We start from the raw sequence: 26666 nt of genomic DNA, 5'->3' as shown, positions 1-26666 counted from the left end.
AGGGTTCATCCGCCGAACCGGCGTCAGACGAACATGACCCGTCGGGGTGGCGGATCGGTGTAGGCGCGTCCGAGCGGGCTGTGCCAGGTGATGCTGCCGTCTCGTTCCTGTTGCGCCGCCCAGCGATGCGGGTCGGGAATGTCGGGGTGCTTGAGGGTGTGGTGCGCGCGGCAGAGATGCCCGAGGTTGTCGAGGCGCGTCTTCCCGCCCTTGGCATGGTCGTGCTGGTGGTCGATCTCGCAGCGGTGCACCGGCATGCGACAGCCGGGGAAGCGGCAGTGCTGGTCACGAGCACGCAGGAACCGTCGCATGCCCTCGGTCGGGGTGTACGTATCGGTCTCGACGAGCATCCCGGCGGCGTCGAGGAACAGACGGGTCCATCCGGTGTTCCACCCCGCGAGAGCGCGGGCGATGTCGGGGTGCAACGGGCCGTGCCCGTCGAGCTCGGTAGGTCGGTCATCGATACCGGCGAGCGTGGTCGCGGCGACCGTGACCTGGACGCGTCCCTGGATGCGACCGAGGCCGTCGCCGTGCGCGAGGGACGGGTCGCCGGCGAGGAGGAGGTCGGTGAGGAGGTCTGCCTGGATCTGCGCCCACGTGCGCGTGTCGGCAGGGATGTGCTCGATCTCGGGATCGGTGGCGAAGGTCTCTCCGTCGGCGCCGAAGATCCTCCCGTCGGCGCCTGTCTCGGCGTAGGCGTCGAAGGCCGGGTCGTCGAGCGCGAAGTCTTCGGGATGCAGAGCATCGATGTCTTCGTCCGACCACCAGGGCAGGAACTCGGGTACATGATCCTCCCGCGCTCGCACGACCTCCCGCGTCATCCGGCTCAGCCGGTCGGAGATGGCGGTCGCGATCCACTCCGGCAACACCGCCGTGAGTAGGGCGAGGCCGTCGTCGAGCGACTTCACGGTCACGCAGCGTTCCTTCGCCGCTCGCTGATGCCGTTCCCTGATACTCTCGCCGATGAGTGCGCTGGCGACCTGTCTGGCGTGCGCACGGGTGCGAGCAGCCGTGTCTTGCTCGGCGACGACCAGGACTGCCGTCTCGAACAGGGCCATGACGCCGGCATCGACCTTCTTGTTGCGGATGGCTTCGGCCACGAGCGCACTCGCGCGGGCGATCTCGCGGACATGGCCGGCGCTCAGGGAACCCGCGGCGAACGCTGCACGGACCGCGGGGAGGTGGTCGTGAAGCGCCTGTGCGTCGGCGAATGCGAAGTCCATCGACCCACGGGAGACATGACCGGCGGCGGAGAACTCCGCGATCATCGAGCGGTGGATCGCGTCGTGGTGGAACGGGCTCTCTGACACCTCGGCATCGTGGAGAGCGATCTGCTCCACCAGCAGCTCTGCGGCCTCCGCTTCGAGCGCGGCGATGCGCCGTCGCTTCTCGGCCCAGGCATCGAGCACGCGGCGTCGCTCCGCGAGTTCGAGGTCGATGTCGGTCCGAGTAGCCATACCCCTATTCTAGAACAAATATTCGAAAGTGCGGCGCGAGGATGACGGCATATCAATCCTCTGGGTCGTGGTTCCGCCCGCGCAGTTTGTCGATGTCGCGACGCTCCCGCTTCGTGGGTCGCCCGGCCCCGCGGTCACGCAGACCGAGTGCCGCCTGGGGCTCCCGTTCGGGCGTCTTGTCCTCGTATGCGAGCGCCGCCACAGGAGCGCCGACTCGCTTGACGAGAAGCTGACGTACGAAGAGGATCCGGTCGAATCCGGCGATGCGGATACGCAGCTCGTCGCCCACGCGGATCTGCTGTGCAGCCTTCACCTTGTCGCCGTTCACCCGTACATGCCCCGCGCGGCATGCGGTGGTCGCCGCCGACCGGGTCTTGTAGACGCGGATCGCCCAGAGCCAGCTGTCGACGCGTGCGGCATCCATCAGGAAGCCCGCTTTCGCAGCGTGACCAGAGCGCCCGCGATGATGAGGCCTTGGCCGAGCGTGTAGGTGAGCATCACGGCCGGGCTGCTCCACGCGGGGAGTCCGTCGGGGAGGAAGAGTCGGAACGCGAGCAGTGTGTCGCTGGCGAGGAAGAACGCTCCGCCGGTCGCGACCAGCGGGTGGCACCGCGCCGAGAATGCGGCCGTGCCGCCGAGGACGAGTCCGTAGAGGGCGACCGCGATCAGCAGGCCGCCTGTATGCGGGCCGAGGACCGCGATCATCGCCACCCACCAGAGTGCGTAGATCAGGGCCCACCGGGGCATCCGCCGCACGCTCAGCCGGCGGGCGAAGAGCAGGATGTATGCCACATGGGCGATGCCGAAGAACAGCAGCATGAGGGGGAGTTCCGGTGCCGCGGGGAAGAACGCGCCCACGCCATCCCCGAGCCAGGAGAAGAGCACCGCCGCGAGGAGCAGGACCAGGGTCATCGGCGGCTTGATCCACCGGGCAGCGGCCAGGACGGGGACTGCGAGCATCGGCATCAGCAGCAGCTTCGTCGGTCCGGCGAGCGGGCTTCCGACGGCGAGCAGGATGACGTGGAGAACGGAGACCGCGACGTAGGGGAGGAACGTCCAGGCGAGGAGCGAGGACGGGGCGCGGCGCTGCATCTCCCCATCGTAGGCTCGGCCGATTGCCGGGCGCGCTGTCGGATGAGGCATGCGCGGGCTCAGGATTCGACGGTGACCTGCTGGACGGCATCGTCGATGCCCAGGTGCACGGCCGGCCAGTATCCCTCGGGGAAGTGCTCGCCGCAGCTGTCGGTGAAGTGGAGGATGACCGTGCCGTCGGGGGTGGCCTCGATCGCCTCGAGCGCGAGATCGGAGGCGGCGTCATCGAGGTCCTGAGGGTCGGGCTCGCCCGTGTTGAAGTTCGTGACCACGGCATCCGTCGCGATCCGGCGCAGCGTGTGCAGCCGCTTGACGACCTCGCGCATGCGGGGGAGCAGCAGGGTCACCTCGTCGGTGGTCGTTCCCTCGAGCATGAGCTCGAGTTCCGTTCCCTCGACCGAGACCGTGCCGACGAACCAGTCGTGTGTGAGCACGGAGCCGTCGGTGAGCTCGGATGTGGCGCGGGTGAAGGTGCCGAGTTCGGGATCGTCGATGGTCGGGCTCGCGTCGCTCATGCCTTCACGCTAGTGGCTCGGGGGTGTGGCGCGATCATGGGGCCAGGTCGAGGGCGACGAGGGTGCGCCCCGGCTTGAGCGCGGTCTTCTCGGTGAATCCGGCGGCCAGGAACGTGCCGAGCGTGCCGTGGAACAGATCGTTGGCCCGCTGCTTCTCGCCGCGTGTGTCGACCGGGTAGCCCTCGATCAGCCGAGCACCGGATTCGCGGGCGTAGTCCACAGCGGCTTCCAGGAGTGCGTGATTCAGCCCGGCGCCGCGGTGCTCGCGGCGCACGACGAAGCACGTGACTGCCCAGACCGACTCGTCGTCGAACGGCTCGGTGGTCGCCGCGGCGATGATGCGAGTGCGCGGGATGCGCGCCTGGCGGGTACGTGGCCCGATCCTGATCCACCCGGCAGCCTCGCCGTCGACGTAGGCGATGATCCCGGGCGGTGGTCCCTCGGTGATCTCGGCGCGGAACATCTCGGTGCGCTGCGGGGTCGTGGTCGTGTTCCAGGCCTTGTTGCTCAGTACGGGCCAGATGCACTGGCAGCTCGCGCCGTCACCGCCGCCAGTGAGAGCATGCTGCACATCGTCCCAGCGGTCGGTCGTCGCCACCTCGGTCGTGATCGTCACCATGCACGCGACGGTACGCGCGGCATCCGACAACCCGCAACGGCTCGGTTCGCGGAGGGGCTCGGGTTGCGGCTAAGATAGGGGAGTTGCCTGCGCGAGAGTGCAGAACAACGGGCTGTGGCGCAGCTTGGTAGCGCACTTGACTGGGGGTCAAGGGGTCGCAGGTTCAAATCCTGTCAGCCCGACCGAGAAAGGCCCGGAAACTCGCAAGAGTCTCCGGGCCTTCTGCCTGTCCGAGAGGTCAACCCCTGCAAAACCCCTCCGGTTGTCCACAGCCGCTGCCAGGACGATGCCGTGCCGCCACTCGATCTCGCCACAGCCTCTGGCATCGCCGTCCCACTCCTCGGCTCGCGTATCGTGCGATGTTGCACGAGCCCGATGGCCAGACCCCGTGTCCGGGGCGCGGCGGGACGGTGGTCATCGCCCGCCTGGGGTGAGAGGTATCCCCGGCGCGGGATTGTCGGGAGGATGCTGGCACCAGCGCGATTGGCGCGCGCCGAAAGGTCTTTTCGAGGGGCCGGACGATCATCGGAGGTTGGCATGGGTGTTTCGGTTATGCGGCAGGTGTTGCCCATCCCGTATCAGGGCAGCAACTCACCGGCGACGTACGACGCGAAGGATCCCGACACGGAGTTCCCGCCGCTCGAGCCACTGCTGCCTCCGGAAGGAGCGCCTAACGTGCTGATCGTACTGATCGACGACTGCGGGTTCGGTGCATCGAGTGCCTTTGGTGGACCGGCGAACACCCCGACGTTCGAGAAACTCGCGAGCCAAGGGCTGAAGTACACCCGCTTCCACAACACGTCGCTGTGCTCCCCGTCGCGAGCGGCGCTGCTGTCGGGCCGCAACCACCACACCGTCGGGATGGGAGGCATCACCGAGATCGCCACATCGGCTCCGGGGTACAGCTCGGTGCGACCGAACGACTGCGCGCCGCTGGCAGAGACCTTGAAGCTCAACGGCTATTCGACGGCGCAGTTCGGCAAGTGTCATGAGGTGCCCGTGTGGCAGACGAGCCCGATGGGTCCGTTCGAGAGCTGGCCCTCGGGCGGGGGCGGGTTCGAGCACTTTTTCGGGTTCATCGGCGGCGAGACGAACCAGTACGCCCCGGCTTTATATGAGAACACCACGCCGGTTGAGCCTTGGGGGACTCCCGACGAGGGGTACCACCTCACGGAGGACATCACGGATCGGGCGATTGCGTGGGTGCGCCAGCAGAAGGCGCTGATGCCGGACAAGCCGTTCTTCACGTACTTCGCTCCTGGCGCCACACACGCTCCTCACCACGTTCCGACGGAATGGTCGGACAAGTACAAGGGTGCGTTCGACGAGGGCTGGGACGTGTTGCGCGAGCAGACGTTCGCGCGGCAGAAGCAGCTCGGCGTGGTTCCGGAATCGGCCGAACTCACCGCGCGGCACGAGCAGATTCCAGCGTGGGACGACATGCCCGTCGAACTCAAGCCGGTGCTCCAGCGGCAGATGGAGGTCTACGCGGGGTTCCTCGAGCACACCGACCACCACGTCGGACGCCTGGTCGACGCGCTCGACGAGCTGGGTGTGCTCGACGACACCCTCGTGTACGTGATCATCGGCGACAACGGCGCTTCCGCTGAGGGCGACGTCAACGGCTGCTTCAACGAACTCATTAACCTCAACGGCGCCGGTGCCATGCAGACCCCGGAGTTCATGGCCGCGCGGATCGATGACTTCGGGACCCCGGAGGCCTACAACCACTACGCAGTCGGCTGGGCCCACGCCATGAACACGCCCTACCAGTGGACGAAACAGGTCGCTTCGCACTGGGGTGGCACCCGCACCGGAACGATAGTGCACTGGCCGCGCGGCATTCAGTCCACCGGCGAGACGCGCCACCAGTTCCACCACGTGATCGACGTCGCCCCGACAGTGCTCGAGGCGGCTGGCATCCCGGAGCCCACGTTCGTGCACGGCGTGCAGCAGCATCCGTATGAGGGCGTGAGCATGGCGTACACGTTCGACGACGCGAAGGCTGCAGACCGGCGGCGCACCCAGTACTTCGAGATGTTCGTCAACCGCGGCATCTATCACCAGGGGTGGACGGCCGTCACCCGGCACTCGATCCCCTGGGATCAGGGCAAGCCGCTTCCGCCCATCGACACCGACGTGTGGGAGCTGTACGGCCCCGACGACTGGACCCAGGCGCACGATCTCGCCGCGGACAACCCCGACAAGCTCGCGCACCTGAAGCAGAAGTTCCTTCTCGAGGCGGCTAAGTACAAGGTGTTCCCGCTCGATGACCGGCGCATCGAACGGTTCAACTCCGACCTAGCCGGACGGCCGACGTTGATCCGCGGTAAGCAGCAGGTGCTGTTCGGCGGCATGGGCCGGCTCACCGAGAACGTCGTCCTCAACGTCAAGAACAAGTCGCACGCGATCACTGCTGACCTCACGGTTTCCGACGAGACCGCGACCGGGGTCGTGATCGCCCAGGGCGGAGCGTTCGGAGGGTGGGCAATCTACCTGCACGAGGGGCGGCCGAGCTACTGCTACAACCTCTTCGGCATGCACCGCACCCACGTCCGCGCCGAAGCGCCTCTGGCAGCGGGCGACCACCAGGTGCGGCTCGAGTTCACCTACGACGGCGGCGGACTCGGAAAAGGTGCCACCGCTGAACTGTACCTAGACGGTGAGCAGGTCGCGACTGGCCGCATCGACGCGACCGTGCCGCTGGCATTCTCAGGGGACGAGACGATGGACGTCGGCTCCGACACCGGCACCCCCGTCAGCGACGATTACACGAGCCGCGGCAGTATCTTCTCCGGAAAGGTGCACCGCGTGCAGATCGATCTCGGCGACGACGCCCACGCACACGATCACCTCATCCGTCCGGAAGATCGCATGCGCATCATCACCACCCGTCAATAGGGGAGTCGTGTGACCTCGTGCATGCGAGTGCCACGCAGTCCGCGCGCCGGTACCGAACAGCCATAGTCAGTCCGCCGACCTGGGCGTTCTCCCAACCGAGTTACCCGTGTCCGCCGCCGTGCGTCGGCGTGCCCATAGGCTGGGCGCATGCCTGCGTTCTTGTATCCCGCGTTACCGGATCGCGGGGATGGGGCGCGGTTGGGTGGCGCTCCGCCATCGGCGATCGAGACGCATCCGCTTCTGGAGACGCATCGGTATCTGCTGACTCTCGCCGCGGGCTGCGCGTCGTGGACGGGCGGCCGTGAGGTGTCGGTGGTGCTGCGTGCCGGCTTCGGCATCGAAGACGAGGATGTCGTCTATCCGGACATGGCTATGCGGGCAATCGTCCATGACCCCTCGCCGCGTGGCGGGCGGGACGACCTGGGGTGGCCAGGGCTGCGTGCGACAGCGCTCATCCAACGCCCGGACGCCGCGTCCACGCCGGCCCTGGTGCGGATCGATGACGAACCCGTCTTGATCCAGAGCGAGCCGGCATTCGCTGATGCCGTGCGCGCCGATGGGCATCGCTTCCTCTTTCAGATCGATGAGGACGGGTGGCCCGTGGAGGGCGAGCTCGAAGACCTCATCGAGGAGTATCTGTGGGGATTCGGCTCGGTGTACTTCTACGGCACACCGGGCGCGGACGGGATCGTGCGCGATGTCGTCGCAGGCTTCCTCGACTTCTAGCCGAACGCGACAACAGCGCTGGCAGCTCGCAGCCCTCGAACCGCTGTCGATAAACTGCCCCGGTGAGCACCGTCGAATATGAGGTCGTGACGCCGGACGGCGCCACCGACCCGATCCCGGTGGGGCCCCGCGATGACTGATCCCTCCGGAATCGACGGCGTGCCGAATGGCCGGCTCACGTTCCGCACGGTGTGGGGTGGTCCATCGCCGCAAGCGGGCTTCATCGAAGAGGTCGCGCGGATCAAGCAGCGCCTGCGCACGGTCGAATTCTCGTACCGTCTCGACCTCTTCCTGACGGTCGGCGGCGAGATCACGCCGGTGCCCGGGCCGTCCGGGTTGCGAACACCGCGGGTGTTCCTGTCGCGACGCACTGCCACGGGAGAGATCCGGATCAGCAACGACGATGTCAGCGCCGCCGCTGATCCCGTCGCCTTCCTGCAGCAGACGATCCACCAGGCGATCGCCGAGCTCATGAGTCGCATCGCTGCTCGTGACCCTGCCTTCGACGCGGACACCGAGCGGGAGAAGATCGCCTTCCTCGACGACGAGGACACCGTCGACGCTCAGGCCGTTCCCGATGCGGAGACGCCTGCTGGCGAGAGGATGCGCGAGTGAAAGCGCCTAACGATGCCGAGCTGTCACGCCGGTGGACACCAGAGCGGCTGGCTGCGCTGCAGGAGCAGATCCTGGAGCAGGCGCGCATCGTGAAGGGTCCGCATCGGTTCGACACCGACTGGCCGGCGACGGACGAGGGACTGCTTGATCTGCGCGGCGTGAAATCGGGGCGCGAAGGTCTGCAGTTCCGGTTCGTCACCTTGTCCCGCGTTGATTTCCGCCGTGCGCGCGGCCGCCTGATGTTCTTCGAGTCCGAGCTCTCCGACTGCCTGTTCGATTCGGTATCGCTCAACGGGCAGCCCCGTTTCGATCGCAGCTTCGTGCGATGCAGCTTCCGCGGAGCTTCACTGAAGGGGCTGGCGATCGGCACGCAGATCACCGAGTGCGACTTCTCGGGCGCGAACCTGCGCACGGTGAGATCGTTGCCGAACGCTCGGTTCGAACGCTGCATCTTCGACGGTGCCGACCTCAGCGGAGCCGACTTCTCGGATGCCACCTTCACGGACTGCACTTTCGTCGATGCCACCTTCTCCGCGGGCACGAGCTTCACCCGGTGCACATTTCTGAACACGTCCGTCGCTTTCAGGCTCGCGCGCGTGACACGCTCCCATCGTGAGGGCGAGCCGTTGCCGGACCAATGGGACGGCGAGGAGCACGCCGACGCCGCGCGTGAAGCGTACGCGCAGCGCTATGCGCGTGCCGCGGCCGCGGGACGTGCGGACGATCTGCCCTTGGATCCGGACGCCGAGAGCTAGCGGCCTAGCGTCGTGTCAGGCATGCTGGTGCCGTCGAACAGGAGTCTCTCGACGACGTCGTTCCGTGCTGCCGGACGCGCGATGATGTACCTCAGCAGATCCTCGAAGTGAGAGAACGCGACCGCCGCTTCTTCGAACTCCGGCTCCGTTCCGTGGACGACAGCTCCATCGTCGCGCACTGCCAGGTACTCGTATCCGCCGCGGACGGAAAGCAGGATGGGTAGGTGGCGCTCCCAGAAACGGGCGACCGCGACCAGCTCATCATCCGTTGTCGCCGCCTGGATGCTCAGCTGTTCGAACTCGTTCCACGCGAAGGCATCCTCCGTGCCGGTCGAATAGTCGTGGCGGGACAAGAACCACACGGTCTCGTCTGCGTTCGACAACTGTGAGAACGAGGACGCCCAGCCGGCCACTGTGTCGGGTGCCGTGAGCAGCGCGGAGGGAACTCCGTCTTCCGTGGACAGCGGCGGCTCACACGTCCACCCGGCTTCCTGCAGGCATCCGGTGGCACGTCGGAAGAGTTCCGTCATGCTTCCAGGCTACCGAGCAGTCTCTTCAGGCAGACGGTCACGTGGTCGCGCCCGTGTTGGCCCATTCCAGTGTCGACAGCTTCGCCTCGATCGTCGCGAGGCCGATGTTCCCGCATCCGACCAAGGTGAGCCGGCGAAGTCGCGGGAGGTCGTTGACGGCGGCGATGCCGGTGATCTTCTTGCAGTACTGGATGTTCACGATCTCGAGTCGCTGGAGGGCAGCCAACTCGGAGATGTCACCCAGGGCGGTGAGATTCTTCAGCCGCAACGATTCCAACTGGGGGAGCACGCTGATCCCGGTGAGGCTCGTCAGCGTGCGTCCACCGATCAACCCGAGCCGGCGAAGCCCGACCGGTTCGACGAGGCGGAAGATCTCCTCGTCTGTGGGCACGTTCAACAGGTTCAATTCCTCCAGCGGCAGTTCGAGCGCCTGCCGCACATTGTTCAGAGATCTCTGCGGGTAGAGGGAGAGGGCCTGGAGCCGGGGGAAGTGCTCGTTCTTGAAGCGGAAGGGTTCGCCGACGTAGAGGGTCTTCAGGTTCGGCACCACCACATCCGGCCACACCAGGGTCCGATCGCCGATGTGCACCGAGAGGTCTTCCAGACTCTCGGGGAGATCGCCCTGCCGCAGTTCGGTGACGATGGTGGGGAGGACCCGCCCCGGGCCGATGCTGAGGGCTTTCAAATTCGTCATCGCCGAGATGATCTCCGGGAGACGGTCGATCGGTCCGTCCAGCGGAGACCACAGGTGCACATCGGTGATGCGCGACAGCTGCTCGGCGTCGTAGGGCTGGTCGTAGAACACGAGGTCCCTGTCCGGCACGTCGAACTGGTCCTGGTGCGCACTGTGCAGCACCATGGTCCGCTTGCTCATGATGTCCTCATCCGTTCACCCGTGAGTCCGCGGGCTGTCGTCCCCGCCGCACAACTCAGATTAGTTGTGCGAGCTGTCGTCGCTCCTGCCGTGCCGGGCCGGTCCCGCTCGCACCGCACGCTTCGCGCGTGTCCTGGTCGTCGGGATAATGGAGCGGTGACGTTGACTCAGGAGGTCGTGACCTACGACGGTTTGCCGGCCTCGGCGGGAGGCGCGCATTCGCTTCGCACCAAGAATCCCCGCACTGCCTACGAGAGCGTTCAGGCTTTCCTCGACGCCGCCGTGGTGACCATCGGTGCGCCGGAGATGTCCTTCCAACTCTGGGCCGGAGGGCCGCCCGACGAAACCGACCGTCTCGAATCGTTCGCGGCCGCGCACCTCGGGGGACCGCAGAGCCGGCAGCGCACACACACCCAGTGGCGGGGTCGCGCAGATGACGTCGATGCCACGCTCGACACCCTGAGCGGTGCGGGTTCGGGAGCCGTGACCACCCATGGGCACCCGCTGGCCTCGCTGGTCTGGAGCGCGCCGGTGGCTCTCGTCGACACCGCGACAGGATCGACGTACGAGGGGATCGACGCCGACGCGTTCGGTGGGTTCGCGGTGGATGGCTACGGGCGCCTCCTCGGCGCGTCCGGGGTGCGTGCCACGTTCGGCACGACAGCCTCCTCCCTCTCGCTCTGGCTCGCGTTCCCCGCCGACGACCGGTTGCACGATGCTGCCGCCCACGTGCAGAAGCACCTGCCCTTCCGCCTGTCGGCGAAGCACTGGCGCCGGTGGCGTGCCACGAAAGATGGGCAGTCGTACCGGGCGACCAAGATCACGTCACCGCTGGTGCCATGAGCACGCCGTCGAAGCTCCACCGGCTCTGCGTCTTCCTGACACCCGCCGATGAAGAACAGTTCAGCGACGCGGTGCGAACCAGCCTTCCCGCGGTGCGGTTCGTCGACGCCACTCAACAACCCGAGACACGCACCCCGACGTTTCGCTCGTCACTGAGCGAGTGCGCGGGCCCTCACATCACCCTCGTGGACACGAGCATCATCTCCGAGAGCGTCTTCCATCGTGACTACGTAGTGCCTCACCCGTCCGGTCAGGGGTGGGTGTACGCGATCGTCGGGGCCGGCCTCGCGAGCTTCGTGCGGTCGCGTTCCGACGACGACGGCTTGTGGAACGGCGAGTTGCGGGCATCCGCGCCGGAAGATGACACCCGCACCACCGAGTACATCCGTGAACTGATGCGCGTGGTGCGCACCCGCGGCATGGGCGTGTTCGCCGTCGACCCGATGACGAAGAGCGTGGCGCCTCGCGCGGAGAGGAACTTCGTCGCGTGGCCGGATGCCGCGTCCCGTTTCGGGGCGAAGGATGCTCCGCTGCTCACCAATGGCCCGACGGCCTGGTTCACGGTCGAGCGCTGACGAGCTGACCGCGAGGGATCTCAGAGGCGGACGGCGGGCAGCGGTTCGACGTCGTGGCCTCGGGCGCCGAACGATCCGCGCGCCCGCGCCTGGATCAGAGGCAACGCTTCGGAGAGGCTTCCGCCGAGTCGGTGGAGCGAATCGAGCGAGCGGGACTCCCAGACGGCGAACTCCCCGTCCGGGGTGCGCGACGAAGTGTCCCACAGCAGCGCGTCACCGTTCTCGCTCCACCCGAACACTCGCAATGACGCCGGCCGTGACCAATCGGCATCGGGCTCGACCATCCACTCGAACTCCTCTTCCTCGCCCTCCCGATACGCGGAAAGAAATCGAGCGGTGAGGTTCTCCCCACGCCCCTGAAGGCCGTCGGCGAAGCCGGGAAGAACGGGTGGGTAGATCAGCCAGAGGCCGAAGAGTCGAGCCCAGCCCGCATGCTGGATGAACGCACGATACGACTCGGGAAACCCTCCTCCGTCCGGAAAACGGTACGAATCGAGAAGCTCCAGATCGACATGTTCGAGAGTCGGACGACCGTTCACCGTCAACGTGTGAGGCATGGATCGACTCTACGAGAAGGGTCCGGGTGGTGAGGGATTCAAGGCAGGAGCACGATGCGCCCGAGCACCTCGCCGGTATCCATGAGTCGGTGCGCCTCGGCGGCGGCGCTCAGGGGCAGGGCGTCGTGAACCAACCGCGGGTTTAGTGCTGTTTAGCATTATGGTGGCGAGCGAGGGTCCAGGATCGCTTGCTAGACAAGGGGATGCGCGAGGATCCCACGGGCATTGACTTAACGAAACAAAACCGGTTTACTGATCGTGCCCGGCCTCCCGTAAGCGCCCGGTCCCGACAGCAAGGAAGCCGTCACCCGAGCTTCCGAACGAAGGAGTTTCTCGCAATGAAGCGTTATGCAGGTGTCCTCGCCCTGGCCGCCCTCGCCCTGCCCCTCGCCGCCTGCGGCTCGACCGGTGGCGGCGACGCCCCCGAGAGCGCAGAGTTGACCTCGGGCCCGATCACGATCTGGTACTCCACGAACGAGCAGGAGATCGCCTGGGCGGAAGCCGTGGTCGAGGGCTGGAACGCCGACCACCCCGATGAGAAGGTCACGGCCGCCGCGATCCCGTCCGGCAAGTCGTCCGAAGACGCGATCGGCGCCGCGATCACGGCGGGCAACACGCCGTGCCTCGTCTACAACACGGCCCCGGCCGCCGTGCCGGCCTTCCAGAAGCAGGGCGGTCTGGTCAACATCTCGACGACCTTCGACGACGGTGAGTCGTTCATCACCGAGCGGTCGGGGGCCGCGGCAGACGGCTTCCGCTCGCCCGACGGCGACCTGTACCAGGTGCCGTGGAAGGCCAACCCCTTCATGCTCTACTACAACAAGGACGTCTTCGCGGCGGCCGGACTCGACCCCGAGAACCCCGAGCTGGCGACCTACGACGACGTGATCGCGGCCGCGGCGGCGATCAAGGAGAGCGGTGCCGCCGACTACTCGCTCTACCCGCCTGCATCCGGCGACTACACCAACGCGCTCTTCGACTTCTATCCGTTCTTCCTCGCCAACTCCGGCGGCACCCAGCTGGTGAGCGACGGCGCCGCCGCGTTCACCAGCGATGAGGGCCTCGAGACCCTCGAGTTCTGGAAGACCCTCTACGCCGAGGGCTACTCCTCGGCCGAGGCGTACAGCGGCGACGCCTGGGCCGGTCCCTTCGCCGACGGGGTGTCGGCCATGGGCATCGCGGGCCCGTGGGGTGCCGGAGCGTTCGACGGCAAGGTCGACTACGGCATCGTGCCTCTGCCGACCGCCGACGGCACCGCACCAGAGGACACCTACACGTTCGGCGACTCGAAGAACGTCGGGCTCTACACCTCGTGCGAGAACAAGCAGACCGCCTGGGACTTCGTGAAGTTCTCGATGGACGCCGACAACGACCTCGCCCTGCTCGAGACCACCGGGCAGTTCCCCATCCGCGGTGACATCGACACGATCGCCGGCGACTTCCTGGCCGGCGACCCGGTGCTGTCGACGTTCGCCGCCTCCGTCCCGCTGACGGTCGACGTGCCCAACGTCGCCGGTGCGACCGAGATGTGGCAGACCTTCCGCGACGCGTGGGGTCAGGCCGTGCAGGCAGGCGAGGGCGACCTGAAGGAGACCTTCTCGACCGCCGCAGACAAGATCGACGCCCTGATCGCCCAGGGCTGATCGATCCGATCGGTCCCCCGCCGATCATCCCGGGGTGCGCGCGATCGCGCACCCCGGGCTTCGCTCCGTGCACCCGCAGGCGCGCGCGGTCGCGTTCTTCCTCCCGCTGAGGCATCCGCCTCGCCTGCCCATCGGCACACCGGCAAAGGAGCCCAGCCATGAGACGCATCACCGCGTTCATCGCCTTCACCGTCGCCCTCGTCATCGGCTCGTCCGCGCTCACCACGGTGCCGGCATCCGCCGCTCCCGAAGACGATGTCGCGACGGTCATCGACCGCCTCGAGGAGTACTACCTCGGGCAGGGCGACGACATCATCATCGCCAACGGCATCTACCTCGCCAAGACCTCGGAGGCGCTGGACTACGTCGCGTCGCAGAAGGAGGACGGATCGTGGGCCGACGTCGACTACGCCGATCGCACGAGCTCGGCGAACGGCAGCGTCTGGTCGGCGTACACGGCGCTCTACCGGATGCTCGCGATGACGCAGGCGTACAAGGACCCGAAGGCCGCAGGCCACGGTGACAAGCGGCTGGTCGACGCGGTGCAGCGGGCGCTGCTGCATTGGGACCGGGTGAACCCCGGCAACACCAACTGGTGGGAGACCGAGATCGGCGAGTCGATCGCGATGGGACGCATCTCGATGTTCCTCGGCTCCGAGCTCAGTGAAGACGCCTTCCGCGTCAGCCTCGCGCACAACACCGGCAAGCTCGACCCGGTCGGGGCGAACGGCTCGTGGCGCACGTCGAACTACATCTTCGAGGCCCTCTCCACCGGCGACATCGCCAAGGTGAAGGAGGGGTTCGCGACGATCGTCGCCACCATCGCGGTCGACCACTCCGGCACCGTGAAAGAGGCGGTCCAGCCGGACGCCAGCTTCTGGGCCCACGGCGCGCAGCTGTACAGCGAGGGCTACGGGATGGTGCTGTTCACCTACGCGGCCCTGTGGTCGGACGTCGCACGCGGCACCGGACTCGCGTTCACGCGCGCGCAGCTGGACTCGATCGCCTTCTACTTCATCGAGGGAACCCGCTGGCTCATCCGCGGAGAGATCGGCATGCTCTACCTCAACTACCGGCCGCCGAAGACCGTGAGCGACATCACCAGCCACGCCTCCGAGTTCATCGAGCCGCTGCAGCGCATGGTGCGCACGGACGCCCTCTACTCGACCGCCTACCAGGCCGTGCTCGACGGGGTGCTCGGTAAGACCGAGACGAACGGCGTCACCGGCGCGAAGTACTTCTGGCGCTCGGAGTTCGCATCTCACCAGCGCGATGACTACGGCATCTTCACCCGTCTCAACTCGTCTCGCACGTTCGGCGCCGAGCTGCGCACGTCCTACCGTGACGATCTCGGCAACCCCGTCTTCTGGAACGCGATGGGCTCGACCGCCATCCAGGTCAACAACCGCGAGTACCTCGATCTGGGTCCCACGTTCGACTGGTGGCACTACCCCGGAGTGACCGCTCCCGACGAGAAGCGAACGGAACGCGGATTCGAGAACCGTGGGCGCAACGGAGACGGCGCGAGCTTCACCGGCGGCACGTCCGACGGGGAGTTCGGCGCGAGCGTGCTCACCCTCGACGCCGCGGGCACCGGCGCGCGGAAGAGCTACTTCACATTCGACGAGGGCATGGTCGCGCTCGGCGCCGGCATCGCCTCGACGAGTGGCGCGGCCGTGCACACGACGATCAATCAGGCATCCGCCAAGGAGAACGCGACCGTCGGCGGCAAGCCCGTCGCGGGCGATGCAGACGACCAGAGCGTCGGGGGCGCCCGGTGGGCCTACAACGACGAGGTCGGATACGTCTTCGCAGACGGCCAGGACGTGAGGGTCTCGAACCGGGCCCAGTCCGGCAGCTGGGAGGGGCAGGAAGCCGTCAGCCGCGACGCTTTCACGCTGTACGTCGACCATGGGACCAAGCCGACCGCCGGCACGTACGACTACACGGTGCTGCCGGCGGCCACCCCCGCCGAGGTCGCCGCCTTCGCCGACGCGCCCGCCATGCGCACGCTCCGCAACGACACCTCGGTGCAGGCGGTGCGGCACGACGCGGCAGGGATCACCATGGCGACGTTCTACGCCGCCGGGACGCTCGATCTCGGCGGCGGCCGCGCGCTGACCGTCGACCAGCCCAGCATCGTCCTGCTGGACGAGCGCGGCGAGACCCCCGTCGTCAGCCTCTCCAACCCCGACCGCCCCGGGCTGTCCGTCGGGGTCTCCCTCACCGGCGGCGGCCAGGACCAGCACGCGAGGTTCGCGCTCGGATCGGGCGAGAACATGGGCAGGACCGTCACTTCCGCGCTCGCCGCGGGTCCGCTCCCGGCGACCTCTGCGTTCTCGGCGAGCAGCACGGCAGACGGCTCGTCCGCCGCCGCGCTCGGGGATGACGACCGGGACACCGCGTGGCGATCGGCCGGCGACGGCACGCAGTGGGCGGCCGTCACGCTGCCCCGCGGATCGTGGGTCACGAAGGCGACCATCGACTGGACGGATGCTCCCGCCGGCGACTTCGTCGTGCAGACGTCGCAGAACGGCGTCGACTGGACCGACCGAGCCCACGTCACCGACGGCGACGGCGGGGTCGACGAGATCCCGCTCGACCCGACCCCGGCGGAGCATGTGCGCGTGCTTCTGCTCGACGGCGAGGGGGAGGGCTACGGCATCCGCGAGCTGTCGGTGGCGTCGAGCGTCAATCTCTCGATCGACGGTGCGACGCGGGCTTCGGGCTACGCGGGATACAACCTCGTCCACGCCCTCGCCGACGGCGATCCGTCCACGCGCTGGCGCGGCAACAACGCCAACAGCGCCTGGGCGCAGGTCGATCTCGGCGAATCGAAGCCCGTGTCGACGGTGCGCCTCTCGTGGGAGGCGGCGTATGCCAAGGCGTACCGGATCCAGCTGTCCGACGACGGCAGGAACTGGCGCGACGCCTATGTCACCCCTTCAGCCGGGAGCGACGGCGGTGTCGATGTGATCACGCTGAACGACCAGAGCGCCCGTTTCGTGCGGATGCAGACCGTCACGCGTGCTCTGGACTACGGACCCTCGCTGTGGGAGTTCGAGATCTTCTCCGATCGGCTGGTCGCCGAGGCCCCCGCCGTTCCGGTGGGCAACGCCAACCTCGCGCTCGGTCGCCCGACGACGGCCGACAGCGTCCACCAGAACAACGCCACGATCACCGGGCCGAAGGCGACCGACGGTTCCCGCTCGACCAAGTGGTCGTCGGCGCGAGCAGCCGCCGAGCACTGGCTTCAGGTCGACCTGGAGAGCGTGCGGTCGGTCTCGCGCGCCGTGGTCGCCTGGGAAGCCGGCACGTCCAACGACTATCGCATCGAGGGCTCGGTCGACGGCACGACCTGGATGCCCCTGGCCCGCGTCCAGGCTGCGCAGCCGACGCTCATCCATCAGCACGACTTCGCGGCGACCGACGTGCGGTACGTGCGCCTGTCCGGCATGCCGGCGACGCAGTACGGGCTCAACATCTGGGAGCTCGAGCTGTACGGCGGTTACACCTTCGAGTGCGCGGGACCGGTCTCGGCCGGGCGCGACGGTGCGGCCGTCGTCGCCGCGACGGTGTCGCCGGTGAACCCCGCCGACACGTTCACGGCGGTGGTGATGGACGACTCCGTCGCAACCGTGAAGGGCGACGCCCGTGTCTCGGCAGACGGCCGGGTCGAGGTCGACCTCGCGACCCGCGAACCCGGGCGCACGACCGTCGGCATCCGCCATCAGGGCGGCAGCGAGATCGCCTGGTGCACGGTCACCGTGATTGCCGACACGGGTCGGCTGCAGGCACAGGTCGACGCGGCGAACACCCTCGACAGCACGGCCTACACGTCGGCCAGCTGGAAGCCGCTGCTGCCCGCGCTCGAGGCGGGCAAGGACGTGCTCGCCGCGCCCGGGTCCGCGCAGGGTCAGGTGGATGCGGCGGCCGACGCTCTCGCGGCGGCACTCGCCGGGCTCATCCGACTCGATGCCGCTCCGAGCGCGCCGCGCGATGTCGTCGCGACCGCTTCCGGCGACCGGGTGAACGTGCAGTGGACGGTGCCCGAGAACGTGGGCGGATCGCCCATCATCGCGTACGAGGTCGCCGTGGGCGACCGTGTCGTGCAGGCCGAAGGGGCCGTGCTCACGGCAGCCGTCACCGGGCTCGCCGCCGGCGAGTACGCCGTGACGGTGCGGGCGCAGAACGCGGGCGGGTGGTCCGTGCCCTCCGCCGCGATCGTCGTCGTGGTCGATCCCGAGGTGGTGACCCCGAGCGTGACGGTCGAAGGCTCGCCGAAGGTCGGTGGACGCATCGACGTCAGCGGCGTCGGATTCCAGCCGGGGATCGAGTACACCGTCCAGCTGCGTTCCACTCCGGCCGATCTCGGGACCGTGACCGCCGAGACGGATGGCAGCTTCGCCTTCCGCGGAGTCGTGCCCGAAGATGTCGAGGCCGGCGCGCATACGCTCGTCGTGATGCACGACGGGGCGGACATCGCCTCGACCCCGGTGCGGATCATCGCCGCCGCCGGCCCGGGTGCGCCGGGCGGGCCGGGCGACGGCGGAACCGACGGATCCGGCGCGCTCCCCGCCACCGGAGGCGACCTCGCCTGGCTGCCGTGGACGCTCGCCATGGCGCTGCTGCTGCTGCTCTCGGGCGCTGTAGCGATGAAGGCGCGACGGCAGCCCCGCGACTGAACCGCGGCACCGACGCAGGGGCCGTCTCCCGAGGGAGGCGGCCCCTTCGTCGGTGCCCTCGCGCGAACGCCAGGCCCTTGTTCGGACCACGCATGCGGAAGGGCCGCCTCCCCGATCAGGAGACGGCCCTTCGAAGGCTGCGGATCAGAGGCGGGTGAGCTCCGCGACACCGATCGACGAGTCGGCCATGCCGTAGAAGACGAACGTCCGTCCTCCGATCTCCTCGACCGCAGTGGGGAACACGACGTTTCCGAGGGTTCCCTGCAGCTCCTCCGCGGTCTCGGGTTCGAGCAGGGGCTCCGCCGAGCGGGCGAGCACGCGGCGCGGGTTCTCCGCGTCGAGCAGGATCGCACCTGCCGAGTAGCGCGAGCCGTAGGCCAGCTCGAAGCCCTTCGGAGTGGCGCCCGAGACGCCGTGGTGCAGCAGCAGCCAGCCTTCCGGCACGCGCAGCGGCGAGGGTCCGGCGCCGATCTTCGCGCTCTCGTAGGACATCTCGGGCCCGACGAGCATCGCCGAGTCGTGCAGGCGCGTCAGGGCCGTGATGTCTGCCGTCGCCTCGTCGAGGTCGATGTAGCCGATCCAGATCGAGGGACGTACTTCGTCGATGCCTGCCGGGGGTCGTGCCCCCTCGCCGGGTCGCAGCCAGTCGAGATCCCACATCGGGCGGTGCAGCACGGCGATGCGCGGCTTCCCGTCAGGACCGGGCACCGGCTCGGGGAAGAAGACGATGTCCTTGTTGGCGAACAGGTTCAGGTCGGTCGCGAGTTCGGGCTGATAGGCGAACTGGATCGGGCCGAGACGGTGCCACGTGACGGTGTCGCGCGAGTACGCGAGCGCCGGTCGTGGCCCCAGCGGTCCGTAGGCGATGTACGTCATGACGTGCAGGCCGAGCGGTTCCAGGAAGGTGATGCGCGGGTCTTCGACTCCGGCGTTCTGGTGGCCGTGCTCCCACTGCTCGTCGGGGGAGAGCACGAGGCCGAGGCGCTCGACACCCGTCGGCACGCCGTCCTCGATGATGACGCGGGCTCGCGCGATTCGTGAGACGTTGCCCTCTGCGACGACCCGTGGGTAGAGGTAGAGCTCGCCGTCCGGCCCCCAGGCGGTGCCGGGGTTGAGGACGCCCTCGGCCTCGAGCGGGTCGGCGGGGTCGGCGGTCATGATCGTGCCCAGTCGCGTCAGGGCGTAGGGGATCGCAGTCGTCGGAGCGGAGGAGGGGAATGGGGTCATTGCCTTGCTTTCGGGGTGTTTCGGGGTCGACGGCTCAGCCCTTGATGGCGGAGCCGAGGTTCGCGGACGTGAAGTGTCGCTGGAACATCAGAAACAGCACGACCACCGGCACGGCGAGCACGCACGCGCCCGCGAGGACGGCTCCCATCGGGTTCTCGAGGAACGACCCGTTCGTCTGCGAGAAGTTCGCGAGGCTGACGGCGAGCGTCTGTTTCGTCGCATCCTTCGTGACGAGGAACGGCCACAGGAACTCGTTCCACGGTCCGATGAACGTCACGAGCATCGCCGTGAGCACGGCCGGGCGCACGAGCGGAACCGCGATGAGGAGCAGGATGCGCAGTTCACTGGCGCCGTCGATGCGCGCGGCGTCGAACACGTCGCGCGGGATCTGCAGGAAGTACTGGCGGAAGATCAGCACGGCGACCGAGTTGATCGCGAACGGCAGGATCATCCCGATGAAGTTGTCGGCCAGGCCGAAGTAGCGCACGACCATGACGTACAGCGGGATCATGAGCAGCTGGAACGGGATCGCCTGCACGAGCAGTACGAGCGCGAACACGAGTCCGCGTCCTCGGAACGACAGCACTGCGAGCGCGTAGCCCACGAGCAGCCCGAAGACGAGCGTGCAGCCCACCACGCCGGCGGTGAAGATGAGCGAGTTCAGCAGCGAGCCGAACAGGTTCACCGATTCGTTGATCTCGACGAAGTTGTCCAAGGTGAGGTTCTGCGGCAGCGGGAGGAGGCCGAGCAGACTGGTGTCGCGTTTGCGCTGGAGGGCGCCGATCACCATGTAGTAGAACGGCACGAGGGCGGCGACGGCCCCGACGAGGAGCAGGGCGAATCTCAGGGCGGAGATCACCCGGCCGCTGCGGCCGGGGCGCGTCGCCCGGGTGGTCGTGGCGGTCATCGGGTCCTGCCTTCCGTGATGCGGCGCGAGACGAGCGAGACGATCATCACGGCGATGACGAGGATCATCCCGATCGCGGCGGCGATATCGGGCTTCCCCTGCTGGATCCCCTGCTGGTACATGAGCAGCGCCGGGGTCATCGATGCGCCGTTCGGCCCGCCGCCGGTAAGCAGGTACGGCTCGGTGAAGATCTGGCCGGTGGTGATGATCGACAGCAGCACGACGAGGGAGGTCACGGGGCGCACGGCGGGGAGCGTGACCGAGCGGAAGCGCTGCCAGCGTCCTGCCCCGTCGAGCTGCGCGGCCTCGTGCAGCTCCTTCGGCACGTTCTGCAGGGCGGCGAGGTAGAGCAGGATGTAGAAACCGAGGTTCTTCCACGTGACGTACACCGCGATGAGCGGCATGATCAGGGCAGGGTTCGCGAGCCACGAGGGGTCGGGCGCGAGCGATCCGAGCATCGAGTTCACGACGCCGTTGCCGTTGAAGAGGAAGATCCAGACCGCGAGCGTCGCGACGGATGCCGTCACGTACGGAACGTAGTACGAGATGCGGAAGAAGCCCTTCCAGTGCACGACGGCGTCGAGACCGGACGAGAGCAGCAGTCCGAGGACGACGGTGAGTGGCACGTTGATCACGAGGAAGATCAGGAGGTTGCCGAACGCCTGATGCACAACGGGGTCGCCGAGGACCGTCGCGAAGTTCTCGAAGCCCACGAAGGGGTGGGGCACCTCCACCCCAGGGGCGGTGAAGTAGAAGTCGTGCACCGACATCCAGATGCCGAAGCCGAAGGGGATCAGGAACACCACGATGACGAAGAGCATGTAGGGGGCGCTCAACAGCAGGCCGAGCGGATTCTCGCCGAGCCAGCGACGCAGCGTGCTGCCGCGTCGGCGGACCCCGACGTTCGATTCCTGCGCTGGTGCGTCACTGCCCATGGCGTGTGTTCCTCACTGATACGACCGTCCGCCGAGTGCCCGTGCATCGATCTCGGACGGGTCCCGGCGTTGACAACTCTCTTAGTAAACCGGTTTTGGTCAATCTGGTCAACTGGTGGGGTCGCCCGGATCATGGCTGCGGGATTCGGCGCGACACAGGCCATATTGGAGATCTCAGAGTGACTAAATCCGGCTAAACGTGGGATACGATTCGAGCATGACAGCGACCCCCTCCGAAGCGCCGGATAGTGGTACGGGTGCGAGAGACTCCATCGCGGCGGCGGCTCCGCGCGACCGCAAAGTGACGATCGATGACGTCGCAGCTCGGGCCGGCGTTTCCAAGAGCGCGGTGTCGTTCGCGTTCAACGGTCGGCCAGGTGTGGGTGAGGAGACGAAGGAGCGCATCCTCCAGGCGGCCCGTGAACTCGAGTGGCGTCCGGATGCGCGAGCGCGTGCCCTGTCGCGGAGCCGCGCACAGGCTCTGGGGCTCGTGATCCTCCGTGACCCTGAACTGGTCAGCACCGATCCGTTCTTCGCTCAGTTCGTCGCCGGTGTGGAAAGCCACCTCTCGACGGTCGGATATGCCCTGGTGCTTCAGGTCGTAGACGGACAGGACGCCGAGAAGGAGGCATACTCGCGGTTCGCGCGAGAAGCGCGCGTCGACGGAGTGTTCATCACCGACCTTCGTGTCGACGACGAGCGGCCGAGCGCGCTCGCCGCGTTGGGTGTGCCCTACGTCGTCCTCGGATCGCCCGAGGGTGAGGGGAGTGCTCCCATCGGATTGGACGACGCGGCCGGCGTCCGGCGCGCCGTCCGTCATCTGCATGCGCTCGGTCACCAGCGCATCGCCCATGTCGCCGGGGGTGACAGGTACGTGCACTCGCGCGTGCGCCGTGAAGCCTGGGAATCGGAGATGCGACGGCTCGGGCTCGAGCCGGGTGGTGTGGCGCAGGGGGACTTCACCGGAGGATCGGGAGCACGAGCCACCCACGAGCTGCTGGACCAGACGGAAGCGCCGACGGCGATCATCTACGCCAACGACATCATGGCGATTGCGGGAATCTCGGCAGCGATCGACCGGGGTCTGCGTGTGCCGCAGGACCTCTCGGTGGTGGGATTCGACGACATCCCGCTGGCGCCGTACATCACACCGCCGCTGACCACGGTGCGACAAGACGTCTTCCGGTGGGGCAATGCCTGCGCCCGCACACTGGTGGCGCTGATCGAAGAGCGGGAGCACGCGCCGATCGACTTGCCCGCGGTCGAGTTCGTGGTGCGGGGAAGCACGGCGAAGGTGCCGATGCCGTCGGAGACCCTCCCGGAAGGGAACGAATGAACGACGGCGCTCCCCGTCTGATCGCGTTCGATCTCGACGACACGCTCGCGCCGTCGAAGAGCGCTATCCACCCCGTGATGGGAAGGCTGCTGTGTGCGCTCGCCGGCCGCATCGACGTCGCCATCATCTCGGGAGGAAGCCTCGAGCAGTTCCTCGTTCAAGTCGTGGATCGACTGCCCGAGGCGGATGCCGCGACTCTCTCCAGCTTTCACCTGCTTCCTGCCTGCGGAACCCAGTACTACCGAATCGGACTCGCCGGCGTCGAGACCGTGTACGCCCGCAGCCTCGCCACAGACGCCCGAGCCGAGGCAATGGCTGTCGTGGAGGAGGAGGCTCGGCGACTCGGCCTGTGGGAGACCAGGCCCTGGGGCGAGATCGTCGAAGACCGAGGGTCGCAAGTCACATTCTCCGCGCTGGGCCAGCACGCTCCCGTCGGTGCCAAGTCCGCGTGGGACCCGACCGGAACGAAGAAGAATGCGCTGCGCGCCGCCGTCGCCGCTCGCCTCCCGGAGCTGGAGGTGCGGTCGGGTGGCTCGACCTCGGTCGACATCACCGAGCGCGGTATCGACAAGGCCTACGGGATGAAGCGGCTCGTCGAGCAGACAGGCATCCCGCTCGACGACATGCTCTTCGTCGGCGACCGTCTGGACGTCGACGGGAACGACTATCCGGTGCTCGCGATGGGCGTCCCCTGCAAAGCCGTTGCAGGTTGGGAGGACACAGCCGCATTTCTCCGAGGTCTCATCCTCCGCTCAGGGGCGCGGGACAGCACTGCTGGATGAGGCTCACGCGCCCGCCGTCCCGTCACCCCGGTCCCAGCCGGAAGACGGGTACGAAGTCGGGGTCGACGATCGCCGGGCGCCGCAGGCTGAACGCGGAGATGTCGTGCTCGGTGCGGCCGACGGTCAGCAGCTCGGCGAGGATCCGCCCCATCAGGCTCGCGAACTTGCCCGCGTGGCCGGCGCCGTTGAACACCGCGACATGGGGATGGCCGGGGATGGTGTCGAGCACGAAGTCGCGGTCGGCGGGCATGTCGTACACGCAGGTCTTGCTCACCAGGAGCGGGCCGGCGGCGGCCGGAAGGTGCTCCCGAAGGAAGTCGTGGAGCAGCAGCGGCTCCGTGTCGTCGGGCACGAACGTCCGCTCGGCAGATGAAATGAAGCGCCCGCGCATGTCCCGGGCGATCTTGATCGCCGCTTCGCCGTAGACGGGGAACCCGTAGTGCACCTCGTCGGCGTGATGGATCCAGATGGGGAACCTGTCCGGAGTGAACTCCGCGAGGTTCGATGAGGAGAAGTACCCGACCTGCTCCTGGCTCAGCGTGAGTTCGAAGGAGAGGCCGAGGTCAGGCATGAGGTCGCCCAGCCACGAACCGGCGGCGACGACGAGGTGGCCAGCGTCGAACGAGCCCTCCGAAGTCGTCACCGTGACCCCTTCGGCGGTGACCCGCACACCGGTCACGACCACCCCCGAGCGGAACTCGACCCCGGCGGCCCGGGCGAGCGACACATGAGCGGACACTGACCGGCGGATGTCGAGGATGCCGCCGTCCGCCTGATGGATCCCGATCGTGTCGTCGCTCACGTTCCACTGCGGATACTGCGTGCGGATGTCGTCGATCGTCAGCTCGTCGTAGCGGATGCCCGCGGCATCCATCGCCCGGCGGTACCCGTCGATCTCCGCCGCGCCGGGGCTGCCCGCGGCCGCGAGGTCGATCCCTCCGGTCTTCGTGTAGACCTGCAGACCCGAACGCTCCTCGACCTGGGCCCAGGCGGCGAACATCGCATCCGTGAGAGCGGTGTACTCCTCGCGATGGTAGGCGCGGCGGATGATCCGAGAATGGTCGCCGGAGGAGCCGAAGGCATGGCCGAACTCGAACTGCTCCAGCACGAGAACGCGCTCTGCGCCGCCCTGCGCCAGCCAGTAGGCGGCCGCGGATCCGATGGCTCCGGCGCCGATGACGATGTGAGAGTAGCCCTGGCTCATGTCGTCGACTCCTTCGTGAACGATGCGATGAAACGGTATGCGGCGGCATCCACCTCCGCCGAGGGGCTGAGCAGTCGCTGCAGCAGGAGTCCGCGCATGCCGGCGACGGCGACGAGGCTCGACTGCGCGGCATCCGTCGCCGAGGATCCGTCGCGACGGGCAGCCGCTTCGAGGAGACGCGTCAGATCATCGAGATCGGCCACGAACTCGTCGTAGGCGCCGCGCTCATACACGGCCAGGCCGATCAAGTGGAAGAACGCACGGGTCCGCTCCTCCTGTGCTGTGCTCGAATAGAAGTCCCAGATCGCCCGGAACAGATCGATGAATCCGAGGCCCTCGCTCGTCGCCGCGATCATGAGATTGTCGCGGCGGCGTGCTTCGGAGAGCACAGCGCTGAGCAGACCCGGCCGCGAACCGAAGTGGTAGGTCAGCAGCGTGTGGTGCACGCCGAGGCGCTCCGCCACCTGCCGCATCGACAGGTTCGGGCTGGGGCCGTTCTCGCCGAACTCGTCGAACAGCGCCTCCAGGAGCCGTGCCCTTCCTTCGCCCACCGGTGCTCGCATGTTGCCTCCGTTGACTTCTTCACCACTGTTGAGTACGTTAGCGCACAACCAATTCACCACTGTTGAGGACGCAGTCGTTCTCGGAAGAGGCGTCATGACCGAGATCTGGTTCGCAGGCGGGATCATCGCCGACGGGTCCGGCGCCGAGCCTTCGCCCGCGGACGTCTGCGTGGAAGACGGCGTGATCACCCGGATCGGATCGGCTCCGGCGAGCGCGACCACCGTGGACCTCGACGGCATGCTGCTGACGCCCGGCCTGATCGACGCCCATGTGCACTTCGGACTCTCGAGCCCGATCCGCGCGCAGTTCGGCTTCCAGCTCTCGGCCGCCGAGATCGCCGCCGACATCTTCCACACCGCGAGCCGCACCCTCGACGCGGGCTTCACCACGGTGCGCGACACCGGAGGCATCGACGGGGGAGTGGTCGACGTCATCGCGAAGGGCAAGGTGCGCGGTCCGCGGGTGCTGTCGTGCGGCCCGGTGCAGTGCCAGACCGGCGGACATGGCTACTACGGGGCGGCGTGGGAGCCGACCGAGCTGTGGGAGACGCACCACATCCCCGGGCTCACGGCCCTGTCCCTCATGTCGGGTAACGCCGACGAGCTGCGGCGCAATGTGCGGGAGTCGTTCCGGCGCGGGGCGACCTTCCTGAAACTGTGCGTCACGGGCGGTGTCGTCGGGGGTCACGACCGCCTCGACGACACGCAGTTCACGGTGGCGGAGATCGCGGTCGCCGTCGAGGAGGCCGCCGCGCGCGGCACCTACGTGACCGTGCATGCGCACAACAACGCCGGCATCCGCAATGCGGTGCGGGCGGGCGTGCGCTGTGTGGAGCACGGGACAGACATCGACGAGCCGACCGCACAGCTCATGCGGGAGCACGACGTGGCGCTCGTCCCCACCTTCGCGGTGGTCGATCAGATCATGGACCCCGGGAGCCTCGACGTGGACCCATCGACACGCGACCGCCTGGCCGGCGCTCGTCGCCGCATGGCGAACGCGCTCGAGATCTCCCTCGCAGCGGGGGTGCGGATCGGCCTCGGCTCTGACCTCCTCGGACCCGAGCAATACCGCAGAGGCGAGGAGCTGCGACTGCGCGCCGAGCTGGAGTCGCCCATGCAGGCGCTCGTCTCGGCCACCCGCGTCAATGCCGACATCCTCGGCATCGGAGACACCGTCGGGATGCTCCGCGTGGGCATGGCCGCCGACATGGTCGCGTGGGAGCGGAACCCGCTCGACGATGCCCGCGTCTTCGCGGATCCGGACATGGCCGCCTTCGTCGTGAAGGCCGGCCGCATCATGAAGGGAGACACCCAGTGAGCGC

At 67.7% G+C, this 26666-nt stretch carries 24 protein-coding genes and 1 tRNA gene; 12 read left to right on the top strand and 13 right to left on the bottom strand.

What is annotated here, in order from left to right; all coding sequences use genetic code 11:
- Positions 1-23 precede the first annotated feature (23 nt).
- Genes OC372_RS06045 through OC372_RS06025 form a run of 5 tightly spaced genes read right to left on the bottom strand, consistent with a single transcriptional unit; the run spans position 24 to position 3683 of the window.
- Positions 24-1457, bottom strand: a complete 1434-nt coding sequence (locus OC372_RS06045) for an HNH endonuclease signature motif containing protein (RefSeq protein WP_262001200.1) — start codon at positions 1455-1457, stop codon at positions 24-26.
- 52 nt (positions 1458-1509) lie between these two features.
- Positions 1510-1881: an RNA-binding S4 domain-containing protein gene (locus tag OC372_RS06040; protein ID WP_262001199.1), complete on the bottom strand. Its 372-nt coding sequence runs from the start codon at positions 1879-1881 to the stop codon at positions 1510-1512.
- A complete protein-coding gene (locus tag OC372_RS06035) occupies positions 1881-2549 on the bottom strand; it encodes a lysoplasmalogenase (RefSeq protein WP_262001198.1) in 669 nt (222 codons plus the stop codon). Before OC372_RS06035 ends, OC372_RS06040 begins: the two co-directional genes overlap by 1 nt.
- A 59-nt stretch (positions 2550-2608) precedes the next feature.
- Complete coding sequence (locus tag OC372_RS06030; RefSeq protein WP_262001197.1) at positions 2609-3064, bottom strand: hypothetical protein; 456 nt, start codon at positions 3062-3064, stop codon at positions 2609-2611.
- A 34-nt stretch (positions 3065-3098) separates the two neighbouring features.
- A complete protein-coding gene (locus tag OC372_RS06025) occupies positions 3099-3683 on the bottom strand; it encodes a GNAT family N-acetyltransferase (RefSeq protein WP_262001196.1) in 585 nt (194 codons plus the stop codon).
- Between the two features lie 108 nt (positions 3684-3791).
- Here OC372_RS06025 and OC372_RS06020 point away from each other — a divergent pair.
- From OC372_RS06020 to OC372_RS06000, 5 genes are all read left to right on the top strand, one after another.
- Positions 3792-3865: transfer RNA gene (locus OC372_RS06020), tRNA-Pro, on the top strand.
- Positions 3866-4220: 355 nt separating this feature from the next.
- Complete coding sequence (locus OC372_RS06015; protein WP_262001195.1) at positions 4221-6584, top strand: arylsulfatase; 2364 nt, start codon at positions 4221-4223, stop codon at positions 6582-6584.
- A gap of 147 nt (positions 6585-6731) precedes the next feature.
- A complete protein-coding gene (locus OC372_RS06010; RefSeq protein WP_105710257.1) occupies positions 6732-7310 on the top strand; it encodes a hypothetical protein in 579 nt (192 codons plus the stop codon).
- A 132-nt stretch (positions 7311-7442) separates the two neighbouring features.
- Positions 7443-7925: a hypothetical protein gene (locus OC372_RS06005; protein ID WP_262001194.1), complete on the top strand. Its 483-nt coding sequence runs from the start codon at positions 7443-7445 to the stop codon at positions 7923-7925.
- Positions 7922-8680: a pentapeptide repeat-containing protein gene (locus OC372_RS06000; RefSeq protein WP_262001193.1), complete on the top strand. Its 759-nt coding sequence runs from the start codon at positions 7922-7924 to the stop codon at positions 8678-8680. Before OC372_RS06005 ends, OC372_RS06000 begins: the two co-directional genes overlap by 4 nt.
- Here OC372_RS06000 and OC372_RS05995 read toward each other — a convergent pair.
- Together OC372_RS05995 and OC372_RS05990 are read right to left on the bottom strand one after the other, a co-directional pair.
- Complete coding sequence (locus OC372_RS05995; protein WP_262001192.1) at positions 8677-9210, bottom strand: hypothetical protein; 534 nt, start codon at positions 9208-9210, stop codon at positions 8677-8679. The genes OC372_RS06000 and OC372_RS05995 overlap by 4 nt on opposite strands.
- Positions 9211-9247: 37 nt before the next feature.
- Positions 9248-10084 (bottom strand): hypothetical protein, encoded by an 837-nt coding sequence (locus OC372_RS05990; protein WP_262001191.1) that lies wholly within the window; start codon positions 10082-10084, stop codon positions 9248-9250.
- Between the two features lie 156 nt (positions 10085-10240).
- Here OC372_RS05990 and OC372_RS05985 point away from each other — a divergent pair, with 156 nt between their 5' ends.
- Both OC372_RS05985 and OC372_RS05980 read left to right on the top strand, forming a co-directional pair.
- Entirely contained in the window at positions 10241-10927 is a 687-nt protein-coding gene (locus tag OC372_RS05985) for a hypothetical protein (protein ID WP_262001190.1), read from the top strand.
- Positions 10924-11502 carry a hypothetical protein gene (locus OC372_RS05980; protein WP_262001189.1) on the top strand — a complete coding sequence of 193 codons (579 nt, stop codon included), beginning with the start codon at positions 10924-10926 and terminating at the stop codon, positions 11500-11502. The genes OC372_RS05985 and OC372_RS05980 overlap by 4 nt, the downstream gene beginning before the upstream one ends.
- A gap of 20 nt (positions 11503-11522) precedes the next feature.
- Here OC372_RS05980 and OC372_RS05975 read toward each other — a convergent pair whose 3' ends face one another.
- Positions 11523-12059 carry a hypothetical protein gene (locus OC372_RS05975; RefSeq protein ID WP_262001188.1) on the bottom strand — a complete coding sequence of 179 codons (537 nt, stop codon included), beginning with the start codon at positions 12057-12059 and terminating at the stop codon, positions 11523-11525.
- A 338-nt stretch (positions 12060-12397) separates the two neighbouring features.
- Here OC372_RS05975 and OC372_RS05970 point away from each other — a divergent pair, with 338 nt between their 5' ends.
- On the top strand, positions 12398-13702 hold the full coding sequence (locus OC372_RS05970) for an ABC transporter substrate-binding protein (RefSeq protein ID WP_262001187.1): 1305 nt from the start codon (positions 12398-12400) through the stop codon (positions 13700-13702).
- A 158-nt stretch (positions 13703-13860) separates the two neighbouring features.
- Positions 13861-18387, top strand: coding sequence for a discoidin domain-containing protein (locus OC372_RS05965; protein ID WP_262001186.1), 4527 nt, complete (start codon positions 13861-13863; stop codon positions 18385-18387).
- Positions 18388-18531: 144 nt separating this feature from the next.
- On the opposite strand, the gene OC372_RS05960 is transcribed toward OC372_RS05965, so the two are convergent.
- From OC372_RS05960 to OC372_RS05950, 3 genes are read right to left on the bottom strand one after another with little or no spacing between them, the layout of a single operon-like run.
- Complete coding sequence (locus tag OC372_RS05960; RefSeq protein WP_262001185.1) at positions 18532-19614, bottom strand: glycosidase; 1083 nt, start codon at positions 19612-19614, stop codon at positions 18532-18534.
- 34 nt (positions 19615-19648) lie between these two features.
- Positions 19649-20521 (bottom strand): carbohydrate ABC transporter permease, encoded by an 873-nt coding sequence (locus tag OC372_RS05955; protein WP_262001184.1) that lies wholly within the window; start codon positions 20519-20521, stop codon positions 19649-19651.
- Entirely contained in the window at positions 20518-21456 is a 939-nt protein-coding gene (locus OC372_RS05950; RefSeq protein ID WP_105710226.1) for a carbohydrate ABC transporter permease, read from the bottom strand. Before OC372_RS05950 ends, OC372_RS05955 begins: the two co-directional genes overlap by 4 nt.
- Before the next feature lie 217 nt (positions 21457-21673).
- On the opposite strand from OC372_RS05950, the gene OC372_RS05945 reads away from it, so the two are divergent.
- Together OC372_RS05945 and OC372_RS05940 are read left to right on the top strand one after the other, a co-directional pair.
- A complete protein-coding gene (locus tag OC372_RS05945; protein ID WP_105710225.1) occupies positions 21674-22792 on the top strand; it encodes a LacI family DNA-binding transcriptional regulator in 1119 nt (372 codons plus the stop codon).
- Entirely contained in the window at positions 22789-23574 is a 786-nt protein-coding gene (locus OC372_RS05940) for an HAD-IIB family hydrolase (protein WP_262001183.1), read from the top strand. Before OC372_RS05945 ends, OC372_RS05940 begins: the two co-directional genes overlap by 4 nt.
- Positions 23575-23596: 22 nt before the next feature.
- Here OC372_RS05940 and solA read toward each other — a convergent pair whose 3' ends face one another.
- Entirely contained in the window at positions 23597-24778 is a 1182-nt protein-coding gene (solA, locus tag OC372_RS05935) for an N-methyl-L-tryptophan oxidase (protein WP_262001182.1), read from the bottom strand.
- Complete coding sequence (locus OC372_RS05930; RefSeq protein WP_262001181.1) at positions 24775-25341, bottom strand: TetR/AcrR family transcriptional regulator; 567 nt, start codon at positions 25339-25341, stop codon at positions 24775-24777. The genes solA and OC372_RS05930 overlap by 4 nt, the downstream gene beginning before the upstream one ends.
- 94 nt (positions 25342-25435) lie before the next feature.
- Between OC372_RS05930 and OC372_RS05925 the strand changes: the two genes are divergently transcribed.
- Positions 25436-26662 carry a metal-dependent hydrolase family protein gene (locus OC372_RS05925; RefSeq protein ID WP_262001180.1) on the top strand — a complete coding sequence of 409 codons (1227 nt, stop codon included), beginning with the start codon at positions 25436-25438 and terminating at the stop codon, positions 26660-26662.
- Positions 26663-26666 lie beyond the last annotated feature (4 nt).

Source organism: Microbacterium sp. Mcb102, from assembly GCF_024519805.1.
GTDB lineage: Bacteria > Actinomycetota > Actinomycetes > Actinomycetales > Microbacteriaceae > Microbacterium.
The sequence above is the reverse complement of the archived record's forward strand: the minus strand, read 5'-3'. Positions and strand labels throughout refer to the sequence as shown.